The sequence below is a fragment of the Mesorhizobium sp. M0001 genome (assembly GCF_040324255.1).
Lineage (GTDB): Bacteria > Pseudomonadota > Alphaproteobacteria > Rhizobiales > Rhizobiaceae > Mesorhizobium.
Genome location: NZ_JAMYVS010000004.1, coordinates 468,211 through 484,084, shown reverse-complemented (window position 1 = coordinate 484,084; position 15,874 = coordinate 468,211). Strand labels below are relative to the sequence as shown.

The following is a 15,874-nucleotide window of genomic DNA, read 5'->3' as shown; positions in this document are numbered from 1 at the left end:
CGTTGCGCAGGTGTTTGCGAATGCGCTTGCGCGAGGTGACGTGTTTCGATAATCGTTGCGCGAAATTGCATAATTTTCGCAGGAATCACTGTAAATGCCGCTCGACAGGATCGATATCGCCATTCTCGAGGCACTGCAGAAGGATGGCCGCATACCCAATGCGGCGCTCGCTGAAAGGGTCGGCCTGTCGCAGTCGGCCTGTTCGCGCCGGCTCGACAATCTGGAGAAATCCGGCACCATCCGCGGCTATCATGCCCGGCTTTCGAATGCCGCGCTCGGCCACCAGATGACGGCGATCGTGCACATATCGCTGTCGGGGCAGTTCGAAAAGACGCTGTCGGATTTCGAGGCGGCGATCAAGCGCTGCCCGAATGTGCTGTCGTGCCACCTGATGTCGGGCGAATACGACTACATCCTGCGCATCGCCGCCAAGGACCTGGTCGACTATGAGCGCATCCACAAGGAGTGGCTGTCGGCGATGCCGCATGTGACCAAGATCAACTCATCGTTCGCCTTGCGCGAGATCGTCGACCGGACCGCCATGGGCATGAAGCCGGAACTGGCCTAGCCCTGAGCAGCCTCGGTCACCAGCCGGTCCATCGGGATGTCGTGCGGCTGCGGGTAGATGGTGGCTATGCGCTGCAGTTCGTAGCCGACGCCGATGACCAATGGCTTGAACGGCATGGCAGCCAGCGTGCGGTCGAAGAAGCCACCGCCATAGCCCAGGCGGTAGTTTCGCGGGTCGATGCCGACGATCGGCGAGATGACGATGTCGGGCAGCACCGGCTCGCCTTCGGCCGGGATCGGGATGTTCCAGATGCCTTTTTCCAGCCGGTCGCCGGGCACATAAGCGCGGAAGATCAGCGGCTGGCCTTTCTCGATCACGATGGGCAGCGCCGTGCGGCCGCCGCGTTCGTTGATCGACGCCATCCACGGCCGCAGGTCCGGCTCGCCGCGAAACGGCCAATAGAGGCTGACCATGCGGCCGGCAATGTCGCCGATTGCCGCGTCGAGCCCTTCGGCGATAGCCCGCGACATCGCCACCCGCGCATCGGCGGAAACCGCCAACCGTGCCGCGATCAGACGCTCGCGCTCGGCCTTGCGCCAACGGCGCACATCGGTCCAGTCGGTCAATGGCGCGCGAAATTCCGGATCGAGTTCGTGCATGAAGCAAGGCGGCGAAGAATATTGCCCCCGCCCTTTGCCATCTTTGTCATCGTCGTTGGCCATGCTTCACTCCCGTGGTTCCAGCCTGCAAGGCTATACCCGTCCATGCTTGCCGACATAGGCATTCGCGACATCCGGCGACGAGTCCTGGGCAGCCTTAAGCGGCAATCTAGCTCGCCGCGACATTGTTGCGGTGCACAAAAATCGCTAGATAGAGGGAGACAAACAGGGGTGAATGCGATGAGTGAAACCAGCCATCATGTCGTTGTCGTCGGCGCAGGGTTCGGCGGTCTCGAACTCACGCGGGCGCTGGCCGGCGCACCCGTGCGCATCACCATGATCGACAAGCGCAACCATCACCTTTTCCAGCCGCTGCTCTACCAGGTGGCGACCACCTCGCTGGCGACCTCGGAAGTTGCCTGGCCGATCCGTCATCTGCTGCGCAAGCGCGAGGACGTGACGACGCTGCTCGGCAACGTCACCGGCGTCGACCGTCCAGGCAAACGCGTGCTGCTTGAGGACGGCAGTTCTGTTCCCTACGACACGCTGGTGCTCGCCACCGGCGCGCGTCATGCTTATTTCGGCCACGACGAATGGGAGCCTTTCGCGCCCGGGCTGAAGACGCTTGAAGACGCAACCACCATTCGGCGGCGCATCCTGCTCGCCTTCGAGCAGGCCGAGCGCGAGACCGATCCGGCCAAGCGCCAGGCACTGCTGACACTGGTCATCGTCGGCGGCGGCCCGACCGGCGTGGAGCTTGCCGGCACCATTGTCGAACTCGCGCATGAAACGCTGCGCGGCGAATTCCGCAACATCGACACGCGTGAGGCGCGTGTGGTGCTGGTCGAGGCCGGAGACAGGATCCTAGCCAATTTCGCGCCAAAGCTGTCCGACTATGCGCGCAAGGCGCTGGAGCGGCGGGGCGTCACGGTCGAGCTTGGCCGCGCCGTCACGCGCCTCGATGCCGAAGGCGTCGTCTTTGGCGATACGCATCTGCCGGCGCGAACCATCCTGTGGGCCGCCGGCGTGGCGGCTTCACCCGCGGGAGAGTGGCTGGGCGCGCCGGTGGACCGGGCGGGCAGGGTAATGGTCGAGCCCGATCTGACCGTGCCGAACAGTCCTGAAATCTTCGTCATCGGCGACACCGCGCATGTCTTGCGGCCGGACGGCAAGCCGGTGCCAGGCGTGGCGCCCTCGGCCAAGCAGGAGGGCAAGCATGTTGCCGCGACGATCAGGGCGCGGCTGGCCGGCGATAGCGCGCCGCGCCCTTTCCGCTACAAACATGCCGGTGACCTGGCGACGATCGGAAAGTGGGCAGCCGCGATCGATTTCGGCCGGATCAAGCTCACGGGATGGCTTGCCTGGTGGCTGTGGGGCGTGGCGCATATCTACTTCCTGATCGGTTTTCGCAACCGGCTCTCGGTGTCGCTTAGCTGGCTATGGATCTATTTCACCGGCCAGCGCAGCGCGCGGCTGATCACCCAGGGCGATGATAACAAGGGCTGAGTTCTCAACCGCGGCCAAGGATATTCATCCAGCCGTCACCTTTTGCTGATCGACTGACTTCCCGATGGACATGGCCGGTTTTCGGCGCGAAGCTTCCGCCCGGGGCTGGGATCTTGTCACGTCGCTGGGAAGGAAAACCAATGCCGCATCTCAACTACCCCGTCTCCCGCCGTAGTTTGCTTGCCGGTGCGGCCGCCAGCGGGGCGCTGATCATGCTGCATCCGTTTTCCGCCCGCGCGCAGGCCAATCAGGCGCATCTGAGGATCATGGAGACCACCGACATCCATGTGAATGTGCTGCCTTACGACTACTACGCAGACAAAGCCAACGACACGATGGGCCTGTCGCGGACGGCCTCACTGATCGCGGCGGTGCGCAAGGAAGCCACCAATGCGATGCTGATCGACAATGGCGATCTTTTGCAGGGCAATCCGATGGGCGATTACATCGCCTATGAGAAGGGCCTCAAGGAAGGCGATCTGCATCCGATCATGAAGGGCATGAACCTGCTGGGCTATGAATGCTCGACGCTCGGCAATCACGAGTTCAATTACGGCCTGTCGTTCCTCGACAAGGTGCTGGCCGGGGCCAATTTCCCGTTCGTCTGCGCCAATCTGATCCGCGGCACCGAGCTTGCCGCCAACCCGCGCGACGACAAGCTCTGCCTCAAGCCCTATGTCATCCTCGACAAGAAGATCAAGGACGGGTCGGGCGTCGAGCAGCCGATCAAGATCGGCATCATCGGCTTCGTGCCGCCGCAGATCATGGTCTGGGACCTGAAGAACCTGGAAGGCAATGTCAGGACGCGCGACATCGTCGAGGCGGCCAGGGCATGGGTGCCGCAGATCAAGGAGGAGGGCGCCGACATCGTCATCGCGCTCTCGCATTCCGGCATCGATATCAAGCAGGGCGACGGCATGGAGAACGCCTCCTTCTTCGTCGCCGGCGTCGAAGGCATCGATGCGGTGTTCACCGGCCATCAGCATTTGGTCTTCCCCGGCAAGAAGGATTTTCAGGCGCTCGATGGCGTCGACACCGAGAAAGGCACGCTGCAGGGCAAGCCCGCCGTGATGGGCGGTTTCTGGGGCTCGCATATGGGACTGATCGATCTGCTTCTGGAACGGGACGGATCGAAATGGCGCGTAGCCTCGGCCACATCTGAGGCAAGGCCGATCTACGAGCGCGTCGACAAGGCAAACAAGCCGACGGTGGCGGACGACCAGCGCGTCGTCGATGCGCTGAAGGCGGACCATGAGGCGACACTTGCCTATGTCCGCCGACCGGTCGGCAAGACCTCGGCGCCGCTCTATTCCTATTTCGCGCTGGTCGCCGACGATCCGTCGGTGCAGATCGTCAACCAGGCGCAGAGCTGGTACCTCAAGGACATATTAAAAAGCACGCAGTGGAAGGACGTGCCGCTGCTGTCGGCGGCGGCGCCCTTCAAGGCCGGCGGGCGCAACGGCGCCGACTACTATACCGACGTGCCGGTGGGCGACATCGCCATCAAGAACGTCGCCGACCTCTATCTCTATCCGAACACGGTTCGTGCCGTCGAAATCACCGGCGCGCAAGTGAAGGAATGGCTGGAAATGTCGGCCGGCATTTTCAGGAAGATCGAGCCGGGCAAAGCCGACCAGGCGCTCATCGACACCGAATTCCCGTCCTACAATTTCGATGTGATCGATGGCGTCAGCTACGGAATAGACCTGTCGCAGCTGCCGAAATACGATGCCAAGGGTGGCGTCGCCAATGCCGGCTCGAACCGCATCGTCGGCCTCAGCTTCGACGGCAAGCCGATTGATCCGGCAGCGAAATTCGTCGTCGCCACCAACAATTACCGCGCCGGCGGTGGCGGCAATTTCCCCGACATCAATGCCTCGAAGATCATCTACGAGGCGCCGGACACCAACCGCGACGTGATCGTGCGCTACGTCGTCAGCGAAGGCACGATCAACCCCTCGGCCGACGACAATTGGTCGTTCACGCCGCTGCCCGGCACCAGCGTCGTGTTCGAGACCGGCCCCAAAGCGAAGGATTTCATATCTGGGGTGAAATCGCTCAAGATCGAGCCGGCCGGCGAGGGCGAATCCGGGTTTGCGAAGTATCGCATCCTGCTTTGAGGCAACGTGCAGCTAACAGGGAAAACGAGCGGGCATACGCCCGCTCAATCACGCTTCGGATCAGGCTTTGTAGACCACCTGGCGCACGTCGATGTAGCTGGCTCTAAAGCCGGCTTCGCAATAGTGGAGATAAAATTCCCAAAGCTTCTTGAAGCGGTCGTCGAAGCCGAGCGGGACGATCTTTTCCCACGACGCCCAGAAGCGGTTGCGCCATTCGGCAAGCGTGCGGGCATAGTCGTCCGGAAAGACGCGCTCGCGCAGATGGGAAAGGCCATGGTCGCTGCCCAGCGTCTTCAGGATCGACGGCGTCGGCAGCATGCCGCCTGGGAAGACATAGCGCTGGATGAAATCCGGCCGCGCCCGATAGGTGTCGTAAGCGGCCTCGTTGATGGTGATGATCTGCAGGCCGGCGGTGCCGCCGGGCCTCAGGCATGCCTTCATCTTGCCGAAAAATACCGGCCAATATTTTTCGCCGACCGCCTCGAACATCTCGATCGAGGCGATGCGGTCGTAAGTGCCCGTTTCGTCTCGGTAATCCTGCAGCTTGATGTCGACCTTGTCAGACAGTCCCGCCTTCTGGATGCGCGCCTTGGCGAAATCGTGCTGTTCGCGGCTGATGGTCAGGCCGGTGACGCGGCAGCCGATCTCGCGCGCGGCAAATTCGGCAAAACCGCCCCAGCCGCAGCCGATCTCGAGCACATGGTCCTTCTTGCCGATACCCGTATCCTTGGCCAGCGCGCGGTATTTGGCGGCCTGAGCGCTTTCCAGGTCGTTGGCGCCGGTCGCATAGAGCGCCGACGAATAGGTCATGCTGGGATCGAGCCATTGCTTGTAGAAGGCGTTGCCGAGATCGTAATGCGCCGAGATGTTGCGCTTCGAGCCTGTGCGGGTGTTTTCGTTGAACCAGTGGCGGATGCGCTGGACCGTGTTGATGAGCCAGCTGGCGCCGCCGGCAATGCGTTCGCCAACGGCCGAGTTGACGACGAACAGTTCCAGGAAGCTGGTTACATCAGGGCTTTCCCAGTCGCCGTCCATGTAGGATTCGGCAACGCCGATGGTGCCGCCGGAAAAGGCACGGCCGGGCAGGCGCCAGTTCTTCAACACCAGTTCGGCATCCGGGCCGGGTCCGTTGCCGCCGACAAGAACCGCCCGGCCATCCGGCATCCTCACCTTCAGCGAACCGCGCGGCAATTTCATCGCCGCCGACAGCACCATGCGCGCCTTGGCCGGCAGGCCCTTGACCATCTCGGCGAAATTGAGTTCGTCCAGCCTGATGGCGTCGCCGATGCCTTTGTATTCCCTGACAGCCATCTCACACCCCCCTGGACTTCCGCGGGGGCGGCGCAAGATCTGCCGGCCTCCACATCCTCCACTTTCATTCGCCAGGCGCGAACGCCGTAGCCTGCGTGAATTTTCCCCACAATCTTCCATGGCATTGGCCGAAACTTCAAGAGGCAAGCTTCGTGCGGCGCTGGCCTAGCTTGCCGGCCTGAGGCCAGAATCCGCGGGAGAGCGCGGCCCTCGGCGAAATCGCTATGGTTACGAACAGCCACATACGTTAGTTTCAGCCATGCGTTATGTCATCGTCATCGTCGCCATCGCCTTTTTCCTGATCTGGGACGGCCTCTACAATCAGGGCCGCTATCTCGACACGACGGTCAGGGAGATGTCGCGCGTCGTGCGCTACGTCACCGGCAAAGCCTAGCTTTTTGCGCCTCTGCAAAGTCGCCTGCCGGCATTGCCGGGCGCGACATCGTGGCGGTTGACGCGCCGGTCCCGCTCACACAAAACATGCCGCAAATCGAACGTGGAGGCAGGCGTGATCCGGCATATCGTTTTCTTCAGCGCGCGGCGCAAGGACGATGTCGAGGCCGTGCGTACGGGCTTGCTCACACTGGGCAAGATCCCGCATTCAAGCCTCTTCGAGGTGACGCTCAACACCAAGGTCGATCCGCTGTCGGATGCGATCGACGTGGTCGTCTATGCCGAGTTTGAGGATGATGCCGCGCTTGCCGCATACAAGGCGCACCCGCTCTATGCCGAGACGACCAGCCGGGTCAAACCCTTGCGCGAATTGCGCTATTCGGCCGATATCGTGGCGACGGCCTGATCGGGCCGGCAAGAGGCCTTGAACCAATTTCGGGAATGATGCACACCGCGCCGGCATGACCAGCACGACCCATCCGCTTGACCATCTGGTGCTGCCGACGGCGAGCCTCGCCGTGGCGTGGGCGCGGCTGACATCGCTTGGCTTCATCGTCGCGCCAACCGGCGTTCATCCCTTTGGCACCGAAAATTGCTGCGTCTTCCTTGCCGACGGCACCTATCTCGAACCGCTAGCGGTTGGGAATGAACAGGTGGCAGCGAGTGCGATCGCCGGCGGCAATGTCTTTGTCGCGCGCGACCGCCTCTATCGCGCCAGGCTGGGCGATGAGGGCTTTTCCGCCGTGGTGCTGGCCACCGATGATGCCGATGCGGATCATGCGCGCTATGTCTCGGTCGGTCTGTCGGCGGGGGACGTGCTGAGCTTTTCCCGCGCCTTCACCGACACGGCCGGAAAGAGCGACATGGCCTCGTTCAAACTGGCTTTCGCCGCCGGCGCCGAGACGACGGACGCCTTTCTGTTCGCTTGCGAGCGGATCAACGCCCCTCAAATCGACCGTACGGCACTGCAGGCCCATGCCAACGGCGTGACCGGCATTGCCGAAGTCGTTGCGGTCAGCGATGTGCCTTCCACACAGATCAGCCTGATCTCGACAGTGGTTGGCTCGGAGCAGCAGAGCAGCGCGGTCTTCGACCTGCCGAATGCGCGTCTGACCGTTCTGGATCCTGCGGCTTTCACCGCGCGCTTCGACATTCCGGCCGGTGCGCCGACAAGAGTTCGCTTCGCCGCGATTGTCTTTTCAGTCCGCAGTGTCGGCGCTGTCGCGAGGCTGCTTGCAGACAACGCCGTCGGGCACGATATAGCGGGCAACGAAATCGTCGTGCAGCCGGCATCCGGACAGGGCGCGGCTTTCATCTTCCGGGAGACCCCATGAGCAAGCCGCAAGGGCTCAATTCGCTGGCGCCGAATTCGTCGGTAACCGTCGGCAACGTCGTCTTCGACAACAGCGGGCCCTTGGCGTTGATCGCCGGCCCGTGCCAGTTCGAATCGCGCCAGCACGCTTTCGACATGGCCGGCGCGCTGAAGGAACTGACCGGCAAGCTCGGCATCGGCCTCGTCTACAAGACCAGCTACGACAAGGCCAACCGCACCTCGCTGTCGGCAACGCGCGGCGCCGGCATGGACGCGGCGCTTCCGGTGTTCGACGAGTTGCGCAAGGAATTTTCGGTTCCCATTCTGACCGATGTCCACACCGAGGAGCAGTGCGCGATCGTCGCACACCATGTCGATGTGCTGCAGATTCCGGCCTTCCTGTCGCGCCAGACCGACATGCTGGTCGCCGCCGCCAAGACCGGCAAGGTGATCAACGTCAAGAAGGGGCAGTTCCTGGCGCCTTGGGATATGAAGAACGTGGTGGCCAAGATCACCGGCTCCGGCAACCCCAATGTGCTGACCACCGAGCGCGGCGCTTCCTTCGGCTACAACACGCTGGTGTCGGACATGCGGGCTTTGCCCGTGATGGCCGAGATCGGCGCGCCGGTGATTTTCGACGCCACCCATTCGGTGCAGCAGCCGGGCGGGCAGGGCGGTTCCTCCGGTGGCGAGCGCCGCTTTGTCGAGACGCTGGCGCGGGCTGCCGTTGCCGTCGGCGTCGCCGGCGTGTTCATAGAGACCCACCAGGATCCCGACAATTCGACCTCCTCCGACGGGCCCAACATGCTGCCGCTGAAGGACATGCCGGCGCTGCTCGAAAGACTGATGGCATTCGACCGCATCGCCAAGAATGCTGCTGACCTGAACCGAGGCTGATGGTTTCGGCTATGGCGCGCGCGCTGCCCTGCTTGTGGAAGGCATAAGCCGGCTGTAGGCTCGCTGCTGCAAATGAGCGTCTTGGCAGGAGGAAGCCATGTCCGTCGCCCGCGTCACCGAAATCACGTCGTCGTCGAAAAAGAGCTTTCAGGACGCCATCGAGAAGGGGATTGAGCGCGCCTCAAAGACCCTGAAGAATGTCGAAGGCGCCTGGATCCAGGACCAGAAGATCGTCGTCGAGGACGGCAGGATCGCGGCCTATCGCGTCAACATGAAGGTGACGTTCATCCTCGCGGAGTAACCGCCCGCCGCTCGAAAAAACGGGAACTTTCGCCCGCGCCCCTCATTGTCAAAGTATCGATCAACGACATGAGGAGCAGCAGCCATGACCACCCAGACAGGCCACACCGAAGCCATCGCCGCTTCGCGCGTCATCGGCACGTCGGTCTACAACACCGAAGGCACGAGCATCGGCAGCATCGAGGACATCATGCTCGACAAGACGTCGAACGGCATCATGTTCGCGGTGATCGGGTTCGGTGGATTTCTCGGCATTGGCGAGAAGTATCACGCCATTCCGTGGGCGAGCCTCGACTATGACGAGGACAAGGGCGGCTATGTCGTGCCGTTCTCGAAGGAGCAGCTGAAGGCAGCACCCGCCTATTCGATCAATGAACTGGCCGGCGCCGATGGCGAGGCCGCGCGTGATGCTTCCTATGATTACTACAAGGTCACGCCGTATTGGCATTGATCAGCTGCGCTGACGCCTGACGTGAAAAGGCCCCCGAATTCCGAAACGGGGGCCTTTTCAGTGCAACCCGACAGTTTCTAAATTATTCTGCCGCATGAAACGTGGACAGCTGCGTCACCGCCCTTGGCGGCTGCTGCGTATCGCAGGACGTCAGGAACGCCGCCGCGATCAGGAACAAACTCACGATACCGCTCAACTCGGACATGGCGAAACTCCTCCTGTTTCGCCCCGCGCATCACCATCCTAGTCGACACAGAGATTGTTATCTCTGAATTATGATGACGTGGTGTTGTCGAACGTGATCCGAGGCATGCTCAGCCGAGGAGTCCGGCATTCTTCACCGCCTTGAAAACCTTTTCGTGCCAGGCGATCCGATCCGCTTCGCCATTGGCCTGCGTGGCGGAATTGGCGTTGCCGACGTTGATCGCGCGCGAGATCTTTTTGATCAGGCCGGCATCGGCAAAGGCATTGCAGCCTGACCCTTTCCATTCGGCGCAAGCTGCGAGCAGCGAAGTCTGCGGATCCTCGATCAGTTCAGGATGATTGGCGAGGTCAACCTTGGCGAGCTTGCCCTTGGCCGTGTACGCGTCGCGCCCGGTGGTCTGGAACGTGCCGCCGCCGCGGAAATTGAAGCCGTCCAACGTTCCTTTCACATTGCCCATGCGGCCGCCATAGGCCCAGTCGCCCAGGGCTTGCGGCTTGCGCAGCAGGTTGTCCCCGATCCACTGATCGGTCTTGCCCGCGGCTCGCGACCTCCATGCGTTCCGGATTGCCGCCACGGTCGTGTAGGTCAGGGATTCGCGAATGAGGGTGAAGCCACCGGTTTCCATCGCCGCTTGAGCGAAGAAATGCATCAGCCGATCATAGTTGTTGCACACCCCATGATCGCCAAGTGTCTTGAGGCCTTTGTCGGAGGTAAAGGCGCCGATGTAACCGTCATAGATTGTTCGCTTGGAACCGCTTGCCGGTCTCTGCGCGAATTTCTGGAAGACCGCTGCTGGCAAACCCTTGTTCGGATCGCCCGCAACGGCTTCGAGCACGCTCTCGACACTCTCGGTCGACAGCACCGGTTCGCCTTCGACGACCACCGAAGCATTGGGGATTCGCGTGCCGTTGCTTTTCGGGAAGCCACCGCCGGCAAAGGTTTTCAGATCGTCGATGAGGGCGATTACGCGTGTCCGGCTCTCCGTGAAATCCATGTCGGAAAGCGGACCGCTCACCTTCTTCGTCGGGTTGATGCATCCGACGCTGGACAGGAAATTGACGCCCGGATGGATCAGGATTTCGGTGCGCTTGTTGGTCTTCAGCAGTTCGAGTCCAGGTTTGGGTGGCGTCTTGGCGCCAGTGTAGCCGATCGTCACATATTTGCCTCCGGCCTGTGTCGCCAGCGGATAGGTGCCGGGCTCGATGCGCCTGCCATTGTCTTCTTTGGAATTGTCGCCTGGGCCGCGAGATTCACACACGAACCCCGATAGACCCGTTACTGCCGTGCCGTTGTGAAAGACTTTATAGGTACCAACTGTCCTGCGTCTGGTGCCCCTCATATGCTCGACTTTGCGGCTAATAAGAAGTTCCCAGCCAGTACCTGAAATCGCTGCCATTGCCGCCTCCCCAAAGAGTTCAAGTTTGTTGATTTCACTGTGGTCGCCAAATAGTTCGCGTTGTAGATGTGACCCTAACATCTTCGAATTCTCTGCATTGTGAAGTTTGTCACGTTGGCGGTAGCCTCTTTTGAAGCATCGGGTGGAGTTTGTGTGCCGCCTGGTTTCGTGACAAAGGCATTGCCGCAGGGGCGGGGCACCCACCCCATGCCGCGCCAGACATATGACGTCAGGGCGGGCTGTTTGCGTTCAGATGGCGTCGCCCATGCCCCACGGCCTGAGCGCATGGGGCGACTGTCACCATTATTTCATGCCATTCCTGATTGCCTTTTGCGGCACTTTGGCTAAGAGGGGCGCGACGCTTTCAATCGATCAATCGGGGACATCGCAATGACCGCCATCATCGACATTGTCGGGCGTGAAATCCTGGACAGCCGTGGAAATCCGACCGTCGAGGTCGACGTCGTCCTCGAAGACGGCTCGATGGGCCGCGCCGCGGTGCCGTCGGGCGCGTCGACCGGCGCGCATGAGGCCGTCGAACTGCGCGACGGTGGCGCCCGCTATCTCGGCAAGGGCGTGCTCAAGGCGGTCGAGGCCGTCAATGGCGAGCTGTTCGAGGCGATCGGCGGCTTGGAAGCCGAAAACCAGATCCACATCGACCAGACCATGATCGAGCTCGACGGCACGCCCAACAAGAGCCGGCTCGGCGCCAACGCCATCCTCGGCGTCTCGCTGGCGGTCGCCAAGGCCGCGGCGGAAGCCGCCGGCCTGCCGCTCTACCGCTATGTCGGCGGCACCAAGGCGCATTTGCTGCCGGTGCCCATGATGAACATCATCAATGGCGGCGCGCATGCCGACAATCCGATCGATTTCCAGGAATTCATGATCCTGCCGGTCGGCGCGCCGACGCTGCGCGAAGGCGTGCGCTGGGGCTCGGAAATCTTCCACACGCTGCGCAAGAAGCTCAAGGATGCCGGCCACAACACCAATGTCGGCGACGAAGGCGGCTTCGCGCCCAATCTGAAGAGTGCGCCGGTGGCGCTCGATTTCATCATGGAATCGATCGAGAAGGCCGGCTTCAAGCCGGGCGAGGAGATCGCGCTTGGTCTCGACTGTGCGGCGACCGAATTCTTCAAGGACGGCAATTACGTCTATGAGGGCGAGAAGAGGACCCGCGATCCCAAGGCGCAGGCCAAGTACCTGGCCAAGCTTGCCGCCGACTATCCGATCATCTCGATCGAGGACGGCCTGGCCGAGGACGACTGGGAGGGCTGGAAGTACCTGACCGATTTGATCGGCAACAAGACGCAGCTGGTTGGCGACGACCTCTTCGTCACCAACACGGCGCGGCTGCGCGACGGCATCCGCATGGGTGTCGCCAATTCGATCCTGGTCAAGGTCAACCAGATCGGCTCGCTCACCGAAACGCTCGACGCTGTCGAGACCGCGCACAAGGCAGGCTACACAGCCGTCATGTCGCACCGTTCGGGCGAAACCGAGGATTCGACCATCGCCGACCTCGCCGTCGCCACCAATTGCGGGCAGATCAAGACCGGTTCGCTGTCGCGCTCGGATCGCATGGCCAAGTACAACCAGCTGATCCGCATCGAGGAAGAGCTCGGCAAGCAGGCGCGCTACGCCGGCAAGTCGGTGGTCAAAGCTTAAATTCTGCCGAACTGGCGAAAACGACGAAGGGCGGGATTTTCCCGCCCTTTTTCGTTGCGGCCGCTGGCTAATGCACCTGTCCGTAACCGTCCATTAAGCACAATCGAGCGACAAATGGCGGTCAAAGGATTGCGACCATGTGGACACGCCAGCACAAGCAGAGAAACACCGGCCGGCTGATCATCCCGTCGCTTTGCGTGGCGTTCCTGGCCTATTTCGGCTTCCATGCCTATCATGGCGAGTTCGGCATCAATTCCAAATATCAGCTCGAAGCGCAGACCATCGAATTGCAGGCCAAGTACGATGCCATCAAGGCGCGCCGGATCGATCTGGAGCGGCGCGTCCAGCTGATGCATGAGGGCACGCTTGAAAAGGATATGCTCGACGAGCAGGCACGCCGGGCGCTCAATCTGTCCCAGCCCGATGAAATCACCATCATGCTGCCGGCCAATTCGAAATAACCGAATTTCGGTTAATCGCTGATATCTCTAACGATTCTGGGCGTTTAGGCGCATGCCAGCCATGCGTTTTTCTGCATGGCGAAACGCCGTCTCGCATGTTAGCTTCCTTCCAATCGGTGGGGAGGAGCTGATCCTCCCCGGAGCAGACATGGTCTGCTTTAGTGTCCGCGAAGAGACGCCAACAGGGAGTGATGCATGGCCACCGCCGCCAAAAAAGCGCCTGCCAAATCCGTTAAATCGACATCCGCCAAATCAACGGGGCTTTCCGCCCCCAAGCCGGCCGACTTCACCAAGGACGAGGAGCTTGCCGCCTACCGGCACATGCTGCTTATCCGTCGCTTCGAGGAAAAGGCCGGCCAGCTCTACGGCATGGGCTTTATCGGCGGCTTCTGCCACCTCTATATCGGCCAGGAAGCGGTCGTCACCGGCATGAAGATGTCGCTGATCAACGGCGACCAGATGATCACCGCCTATCGCGACCATGGCCACATGCTGGCGATGGAACTGTCACCGCGGGGCGTCATGGCAGAGCTGACCGGACGCCGTGGTGGCCTGTCGAGGGGCAAGGGCGGCTCCATGCACATGTTCTCCAAGGAGAAGCATTTTTACGGCGGCCACGGCATTGTCGGCGCGCAGGTTTCGCTCGGCACCGGGCTGGCCTTCGCCAACCGCTACCGCGACAACAACAATGTCTCGCTGACCTATTTCGGCGATGGCGCAGCCAACCAGGGCCAGGTCTATGAAAGCTTCAACATGGCCTCGCTGTGGAAGCTGCCGGTGATCTACATCATCGAGAACAACCGCTACGCCATGGGCACTTCGGTGTCGCGCTCGTCGGCCGAAACCAATTTTTCGCATCGCGGCGCCTCGTTCAAGATTCCCGGCATTCAGGTCGACGGCATGGATGTGCGTGCGGTCAAATCCGCCGGCGATCAGGCGACCGAATGGTGCCGTGCCGGCAACGGTCCGATCATCCTCGAGATGCAGACCTATCGCTATCGCGGTCACTCGATGTCGGATCCCGCAAAATACCGCTCCAAGGAAGAAGTGCAGAAGATGCGCTCGGATCATGATCCGATCGAGCAGGTCAAGGCGCGGCTGACGGCCAAGAAGTGGGCGACCGAGGACGAACTCAAGAACATCGACAAGGAAGTCCGCGACATCGTCGCCGACGCCGCCGAATTTGCCCAGCACGACGCAGAGCCGGATCCGTCCGAGCTCTGGACCGACATCGTATTGTAACGGGAGGGCAAGGACATGCCGATCGAAATTCTCATGCCCGCTCTCTCGCCGACCATGGAAGAGGGCAATCTTTCCAAATGGTTGAAGAACGAGGGCGACAAGGTCGTCGCCGGCGATGTCATCGCCGAGATCGAAACCGACAAGGCGACGATGGAAGTCGAAGCCGTCGATGAAGGCACGATCGGCAAGATCGTGGTTCCCGCCGGCACCGAAGGCGTCAAGGTCAACGCGGTGATCGCCGTGTTGCTGCAGGACGGTGAAAGTGCAGGCGATGTCGAAAAGAGCGGCAAGCCTGCCTCCACCCAGGATGCCGTTTCCGCTGGCGGTCAGCGGACCGATGCAGCCGAGGAAGGTACAAAAGCGGCTCCCCAGGATGCCGGCGAGGCTCCGAAGGCAGTTCCCGCCGCTCCGGCGGCCAAACCTGCCGCCGATCCGGATATTCCCGCCGGCACCGAGATGGTCTCGACCACGGTGCGCGAAGCGCTCCGCGATGCCATGGCTGAAGAAATGCGCCGCGACGGCGATGTCTTCGTCATGGGCGAGGAGGTCGCGGAATACCAGGGCGCCTACAAGATCACGCAAGGGCTGCTGCAGGAATTCGGGCCGCGCCGCGTCGTCGACACGCCGATCACCGAGCACGGCTTTGCCGGCGTCGGCGTCGGTGCGGCGATGGCCGGCCTGAAGCCGATCGTCGAGTTCATGACCTTCAACTTCGCCATGCAGGCGATCGACCAGATCATCAACTCCGCGGCCAAGACGCTCTATATGTCGGGCGGCCAGATGGGCGCACCGATCGTGTTCCGCGGACCGAACGGTGCGGCCGCCCGCGTCGGCGCCCAGCATTCGCAGTGCTATGCCGCCTGGTACAGCCATATTCCCGGCCTGAAGGTGGTGATGCCGTACACGGCTGCCGACGCCAAGGGCCTGCTCAAGGCGGCGATCCGCGATCCGAACCCGGTCATCTTCCTTGAAAACGAAATCCTCTACGGCCAGTCCTTCGACGTGCCGAAGCTCGATGATTTCGTGCTGCCGATCGGCAAGGCGCGCATTCACAAGCAGGGCAAGGACGTCACCATCGTCTCGTTCGGTATCGGCATGACCTATGCCATCAAGGCGGAAGCCGAACTGCGCGGCATGGGCATCGATGCCGAGATCATCGATCTCCGGACCATCCGCCCGCTCGACCTCGACACCGTCATTGCCTCCGTAAAGAAGACCAACCGCCTGATCGTGGTGGAAGAAGGTTTCCCGCAAAGCTCGGTCGGCGACCACATCGCCAATCAGGTGTCGCAGCGCGCCTTCGATTTCCTCGACGCGCCGGTCATCACCATCGCCGGCAAGGACGTGCCGATGCCCTATGCGGCGAACCTCGAAAAGCTGGCCTTGCCCAATGTCGGCGAGGTCATCGAGGCGGTCAAAGCCGTCACGTATCGCTGAGCCGGTCGGGA

Annotated in this window: 17 protein-coding genes; 13 read left to right on the top strand and 4 right to left on the bottom strand. The window is 61.7% G+C overall.

Annotation, left to right across the window (positions count from 1 at the left end; genetic code table 11):
* Positions 1-94: 94 nt before the first annotated feature.
* Positions 95-568: an Lrp/AsnC family transcriptional regulator gene (locus NKK50_RS15200; protein WP_023668897.1), complete on the top strand. Its 474-nt coding sequence runs from the start codon at positions 95-97 to the stop codon at positions 566-568.
* Here the strand turns inward: NKK50_RS15200 and NKK50_RS15195 are convergent.
* Positions 565-1,230 carry a 5-formyltetrahydrofolate cyclo-ligase gene (locus NKK50_RS15195; protein WP_023691270.1) on the bottom strand — a complete coding sequence of 222 codons (666 nt, stop codon included), beginning with the start codon at positions 1,228-1,230 and terminating at the stop codon, positions 565-567. The two genes, NKK50_RS15200 and NKK50_RS15195, sit on opposite strands and share 4 nt — an antisense overlap.
* Before the next feature lie 177 nt (positions 1,231-1,407).
* Between NKK50_RS15195 and NKK50_RS15190 the strand changes: the two genes are divergently transcribed.
* Both NKK50_RS15190 and NKK50_RS15185 read left to right on the top strand, forming a co-directional pair.
* Positions 1,408-2,673 (top strand): NAD(P)/FAD-dependent oxidoreductase, encoded by a 1,266-nt coding sequence (locus tag NKK50_RS15190; protein WP_023734042.1) that lies wholly within the window; start codon positions 1,408-1,410, stop codon positions 2,671-2,673.
* 140 nt (positions 2,674-2,813) lie between these two features.
* Positions 2,814-4,793, top strand: a complete 1,980-nt coding sequence (locus NKK50_RS15185) for a bifunctional 2',3'-cyclic-nucleotide 2'-phosphodiesterase/3'-nucleotidase (RefSeq protein ID WP_352543607.1) — start codon at positions 2,814-2,816, stop codon at positions 4,791-4,793.
* Positions 4,794-4,853: 60 nt separating this feature from the next.
* Here the strand turns inward: NKK50_RS15185 and NKK50_RS15180 are convergent, their stop codons facing one another.
* On the bottom strand, positions 4,854-6,104 hold the full coding sequence (locus NKK50_RS15180; protein ID WP_352543606.1) for a class I SAM-dependent methyltransferase: 1,251 nt from the start codon (positions 6,102-6,104) through the stop codon (positions 4,854-4,856).
* 259 nt (positions 6,105-6,363) lie between these two features.
* Here NKK50_RS15180 and NKK50_RS15175 point away from each other — a divergent pair, with 259 nt between their 5' ends.
* The 6 genes from NKK50_RS15175 (at position 6,364) to NKK50_RS15150 (ending at position 9,457) form a co-directional block, all read left to right on the top strand.
* Positions 6,364-6,498, top strand: coding sequence for a hypothetical protein (locus NKK50_RS15175; RefSeq protein ID WP_023688440.1), 135 nt, complete (start codon positions 6,364-6,366; stop codon positions 6,496-6,498).
* Positions 6,499-6,612: 114 nt separating this feature from the next.
* Positions 6,613-6,903: a Dabb family protein gene (locus NKK50_RS15170; protein WP_023696086.1), complete on the top strand. Its 291-nt coding sequence runs from the start codon at positions 6,613-6,615 to the stop codon at positions 6,901-6,903.
* A 55-nt stretch (positions 6,904-6,958) separates the two neighbouring features.
* Positions 6,959-7,831: a VOC family protein gene (locus NKK50_RS15165; protein ID WP_023738883.1), complete on the top strand. Its 873-nt coding sequence runs from the start codon at positions 6,959-6,961 to the stop codon at positions 7,829-7,831.
* Entirely contained in the window at positions 7,828-8,706 is an 879-nt protein-coding gene (gene kdsA / locus NKK50_RS15160; protein ID WP_027050832.1) for a 3-deoxy-8-phosphooctulonate synthase, read from the top strand. The genes NKK50_RS15165 and kdsA overlap by 4 nt, the downstream gene beginning before the upstream one ends.
* A 97-nt stretch (positions 8,707-8,803) precedes the next feature.
* Positions 8,804-9,007: a dodecin family protein gene (locus tag NKK50_RS15155; protein ID WP_023668908.1), complete on the top strand. Its 204-nt coding sequence runs from the start codon at positions 8,804-8,806 to the stop codon at positions 9,005-9,007.
* An 84-nt stretch (positions 9,008-9,091) separates the two neighbouring features.
* Positions 9,092-9,457, top strand: a complete 366-nt coding sequence (locus tag NKK50_RS15150; protein ID WP_023668909.1) for a PRC-barrel domain-containing protein — start codon at positions 9,092-9,094, stop codon at positions 9,455-9,457.
* A gap of 82 nt (positions 9,458-9,539) precedes the next feature.
* On the opposite strand, the gene NKK50_RS15145 is transcribed toward NKK50_RS15150, so the two are convergent.
* Both NKK50_RS15145 and NKK50_RS15140 read right to left on the bottom strand, forming a co-directional pair.
* Positions 9,540-9,662, bottom strand: coding sequence for a hypothetical protein (locus tag NKK50_RS15145; protein WP_023696089.1), 123 nt, complete (start codon positions 9,660-9,662; stop codon positions 9,540-9,542).
* 109 nt (positions 9,663-9,771) lie between these two features.
* The gene (locus NKK50_RS15140) at positions 9,772-11,262 is read right to left on the bottom strand and encodes a glycoside hydrolase family 19 protein (protein ID WP_352543605.1); all 1,491 of its coding nucleotides are present in this window, start codon (positions 11,260-11,262) and stop codon (positions 9,772-9,774) included.
* A gap of 186 nt (positions 11,263-11,448) precedes the next feature.
* Here NKK50_RS15140 and eno point away from each other — a divergent pair, with 186 nt between their 5' ends.
* The 4 genes from eno to NKK50_RS15120 all read left to right on the top strand — a co-directional run bounded on the left by eno (position 11,449) and on the right by NKK50_RS15120 (position 15,863).
* Positions 11,449-12,723: a phosphopyruvate hydratase gene (gene eno, locus NKK50_RS15135; RefSeq protein ID WP_023701745.1), complete on the top strand. Its 1,275-nt coding sequence runs from the start codon at positions 11,449-11,451 to the stop codon at positions 12,721-12,723.
* Between the two features lie 137 nt (positions 12,724-12,860).
* Positions 12,861-13,184, top strand: coding sequence for an FtsB family cell division protein (locus tag NKK50_RS15130; RefSeq protein ID WP_023682560.1), 324 nt, complete (start codon positions 12,861-12,863; stop codon positions 13,182-13,184).
* A gap of 195 nt (positions 13,185-13,379) precedes the next feature.
* Positions 13,380-14,426: a pyruvate dehydrogenase (acetyl-transferring) E1 component subunit alpha gene (gene pdhA / locus NKK50_RS15125; RefSeq protein ID WP_023682559.1), complete on the top strand. Its 1,047-nt coding sequence runs from the start codon at positions 13,380-13,382 to the stop codon at positions 14,424-14,426.
* A gap of 15 nt (positions 14,427-14,441) precedes the next feature.
* Positions 14,442-15,863, top strand: coding sequence for a pyruvate dehydrogenase complex E1 component subunit beta (locus NKK50_RS15120; protein WP_352462431.1), 1,422 nt, complete (start codon positions 14,442-14,444; stop codon positions 15,861-15,863).
* The last annotated feature ends 11 nt before the right edge of the window (positions 15,864-15,874 follow it).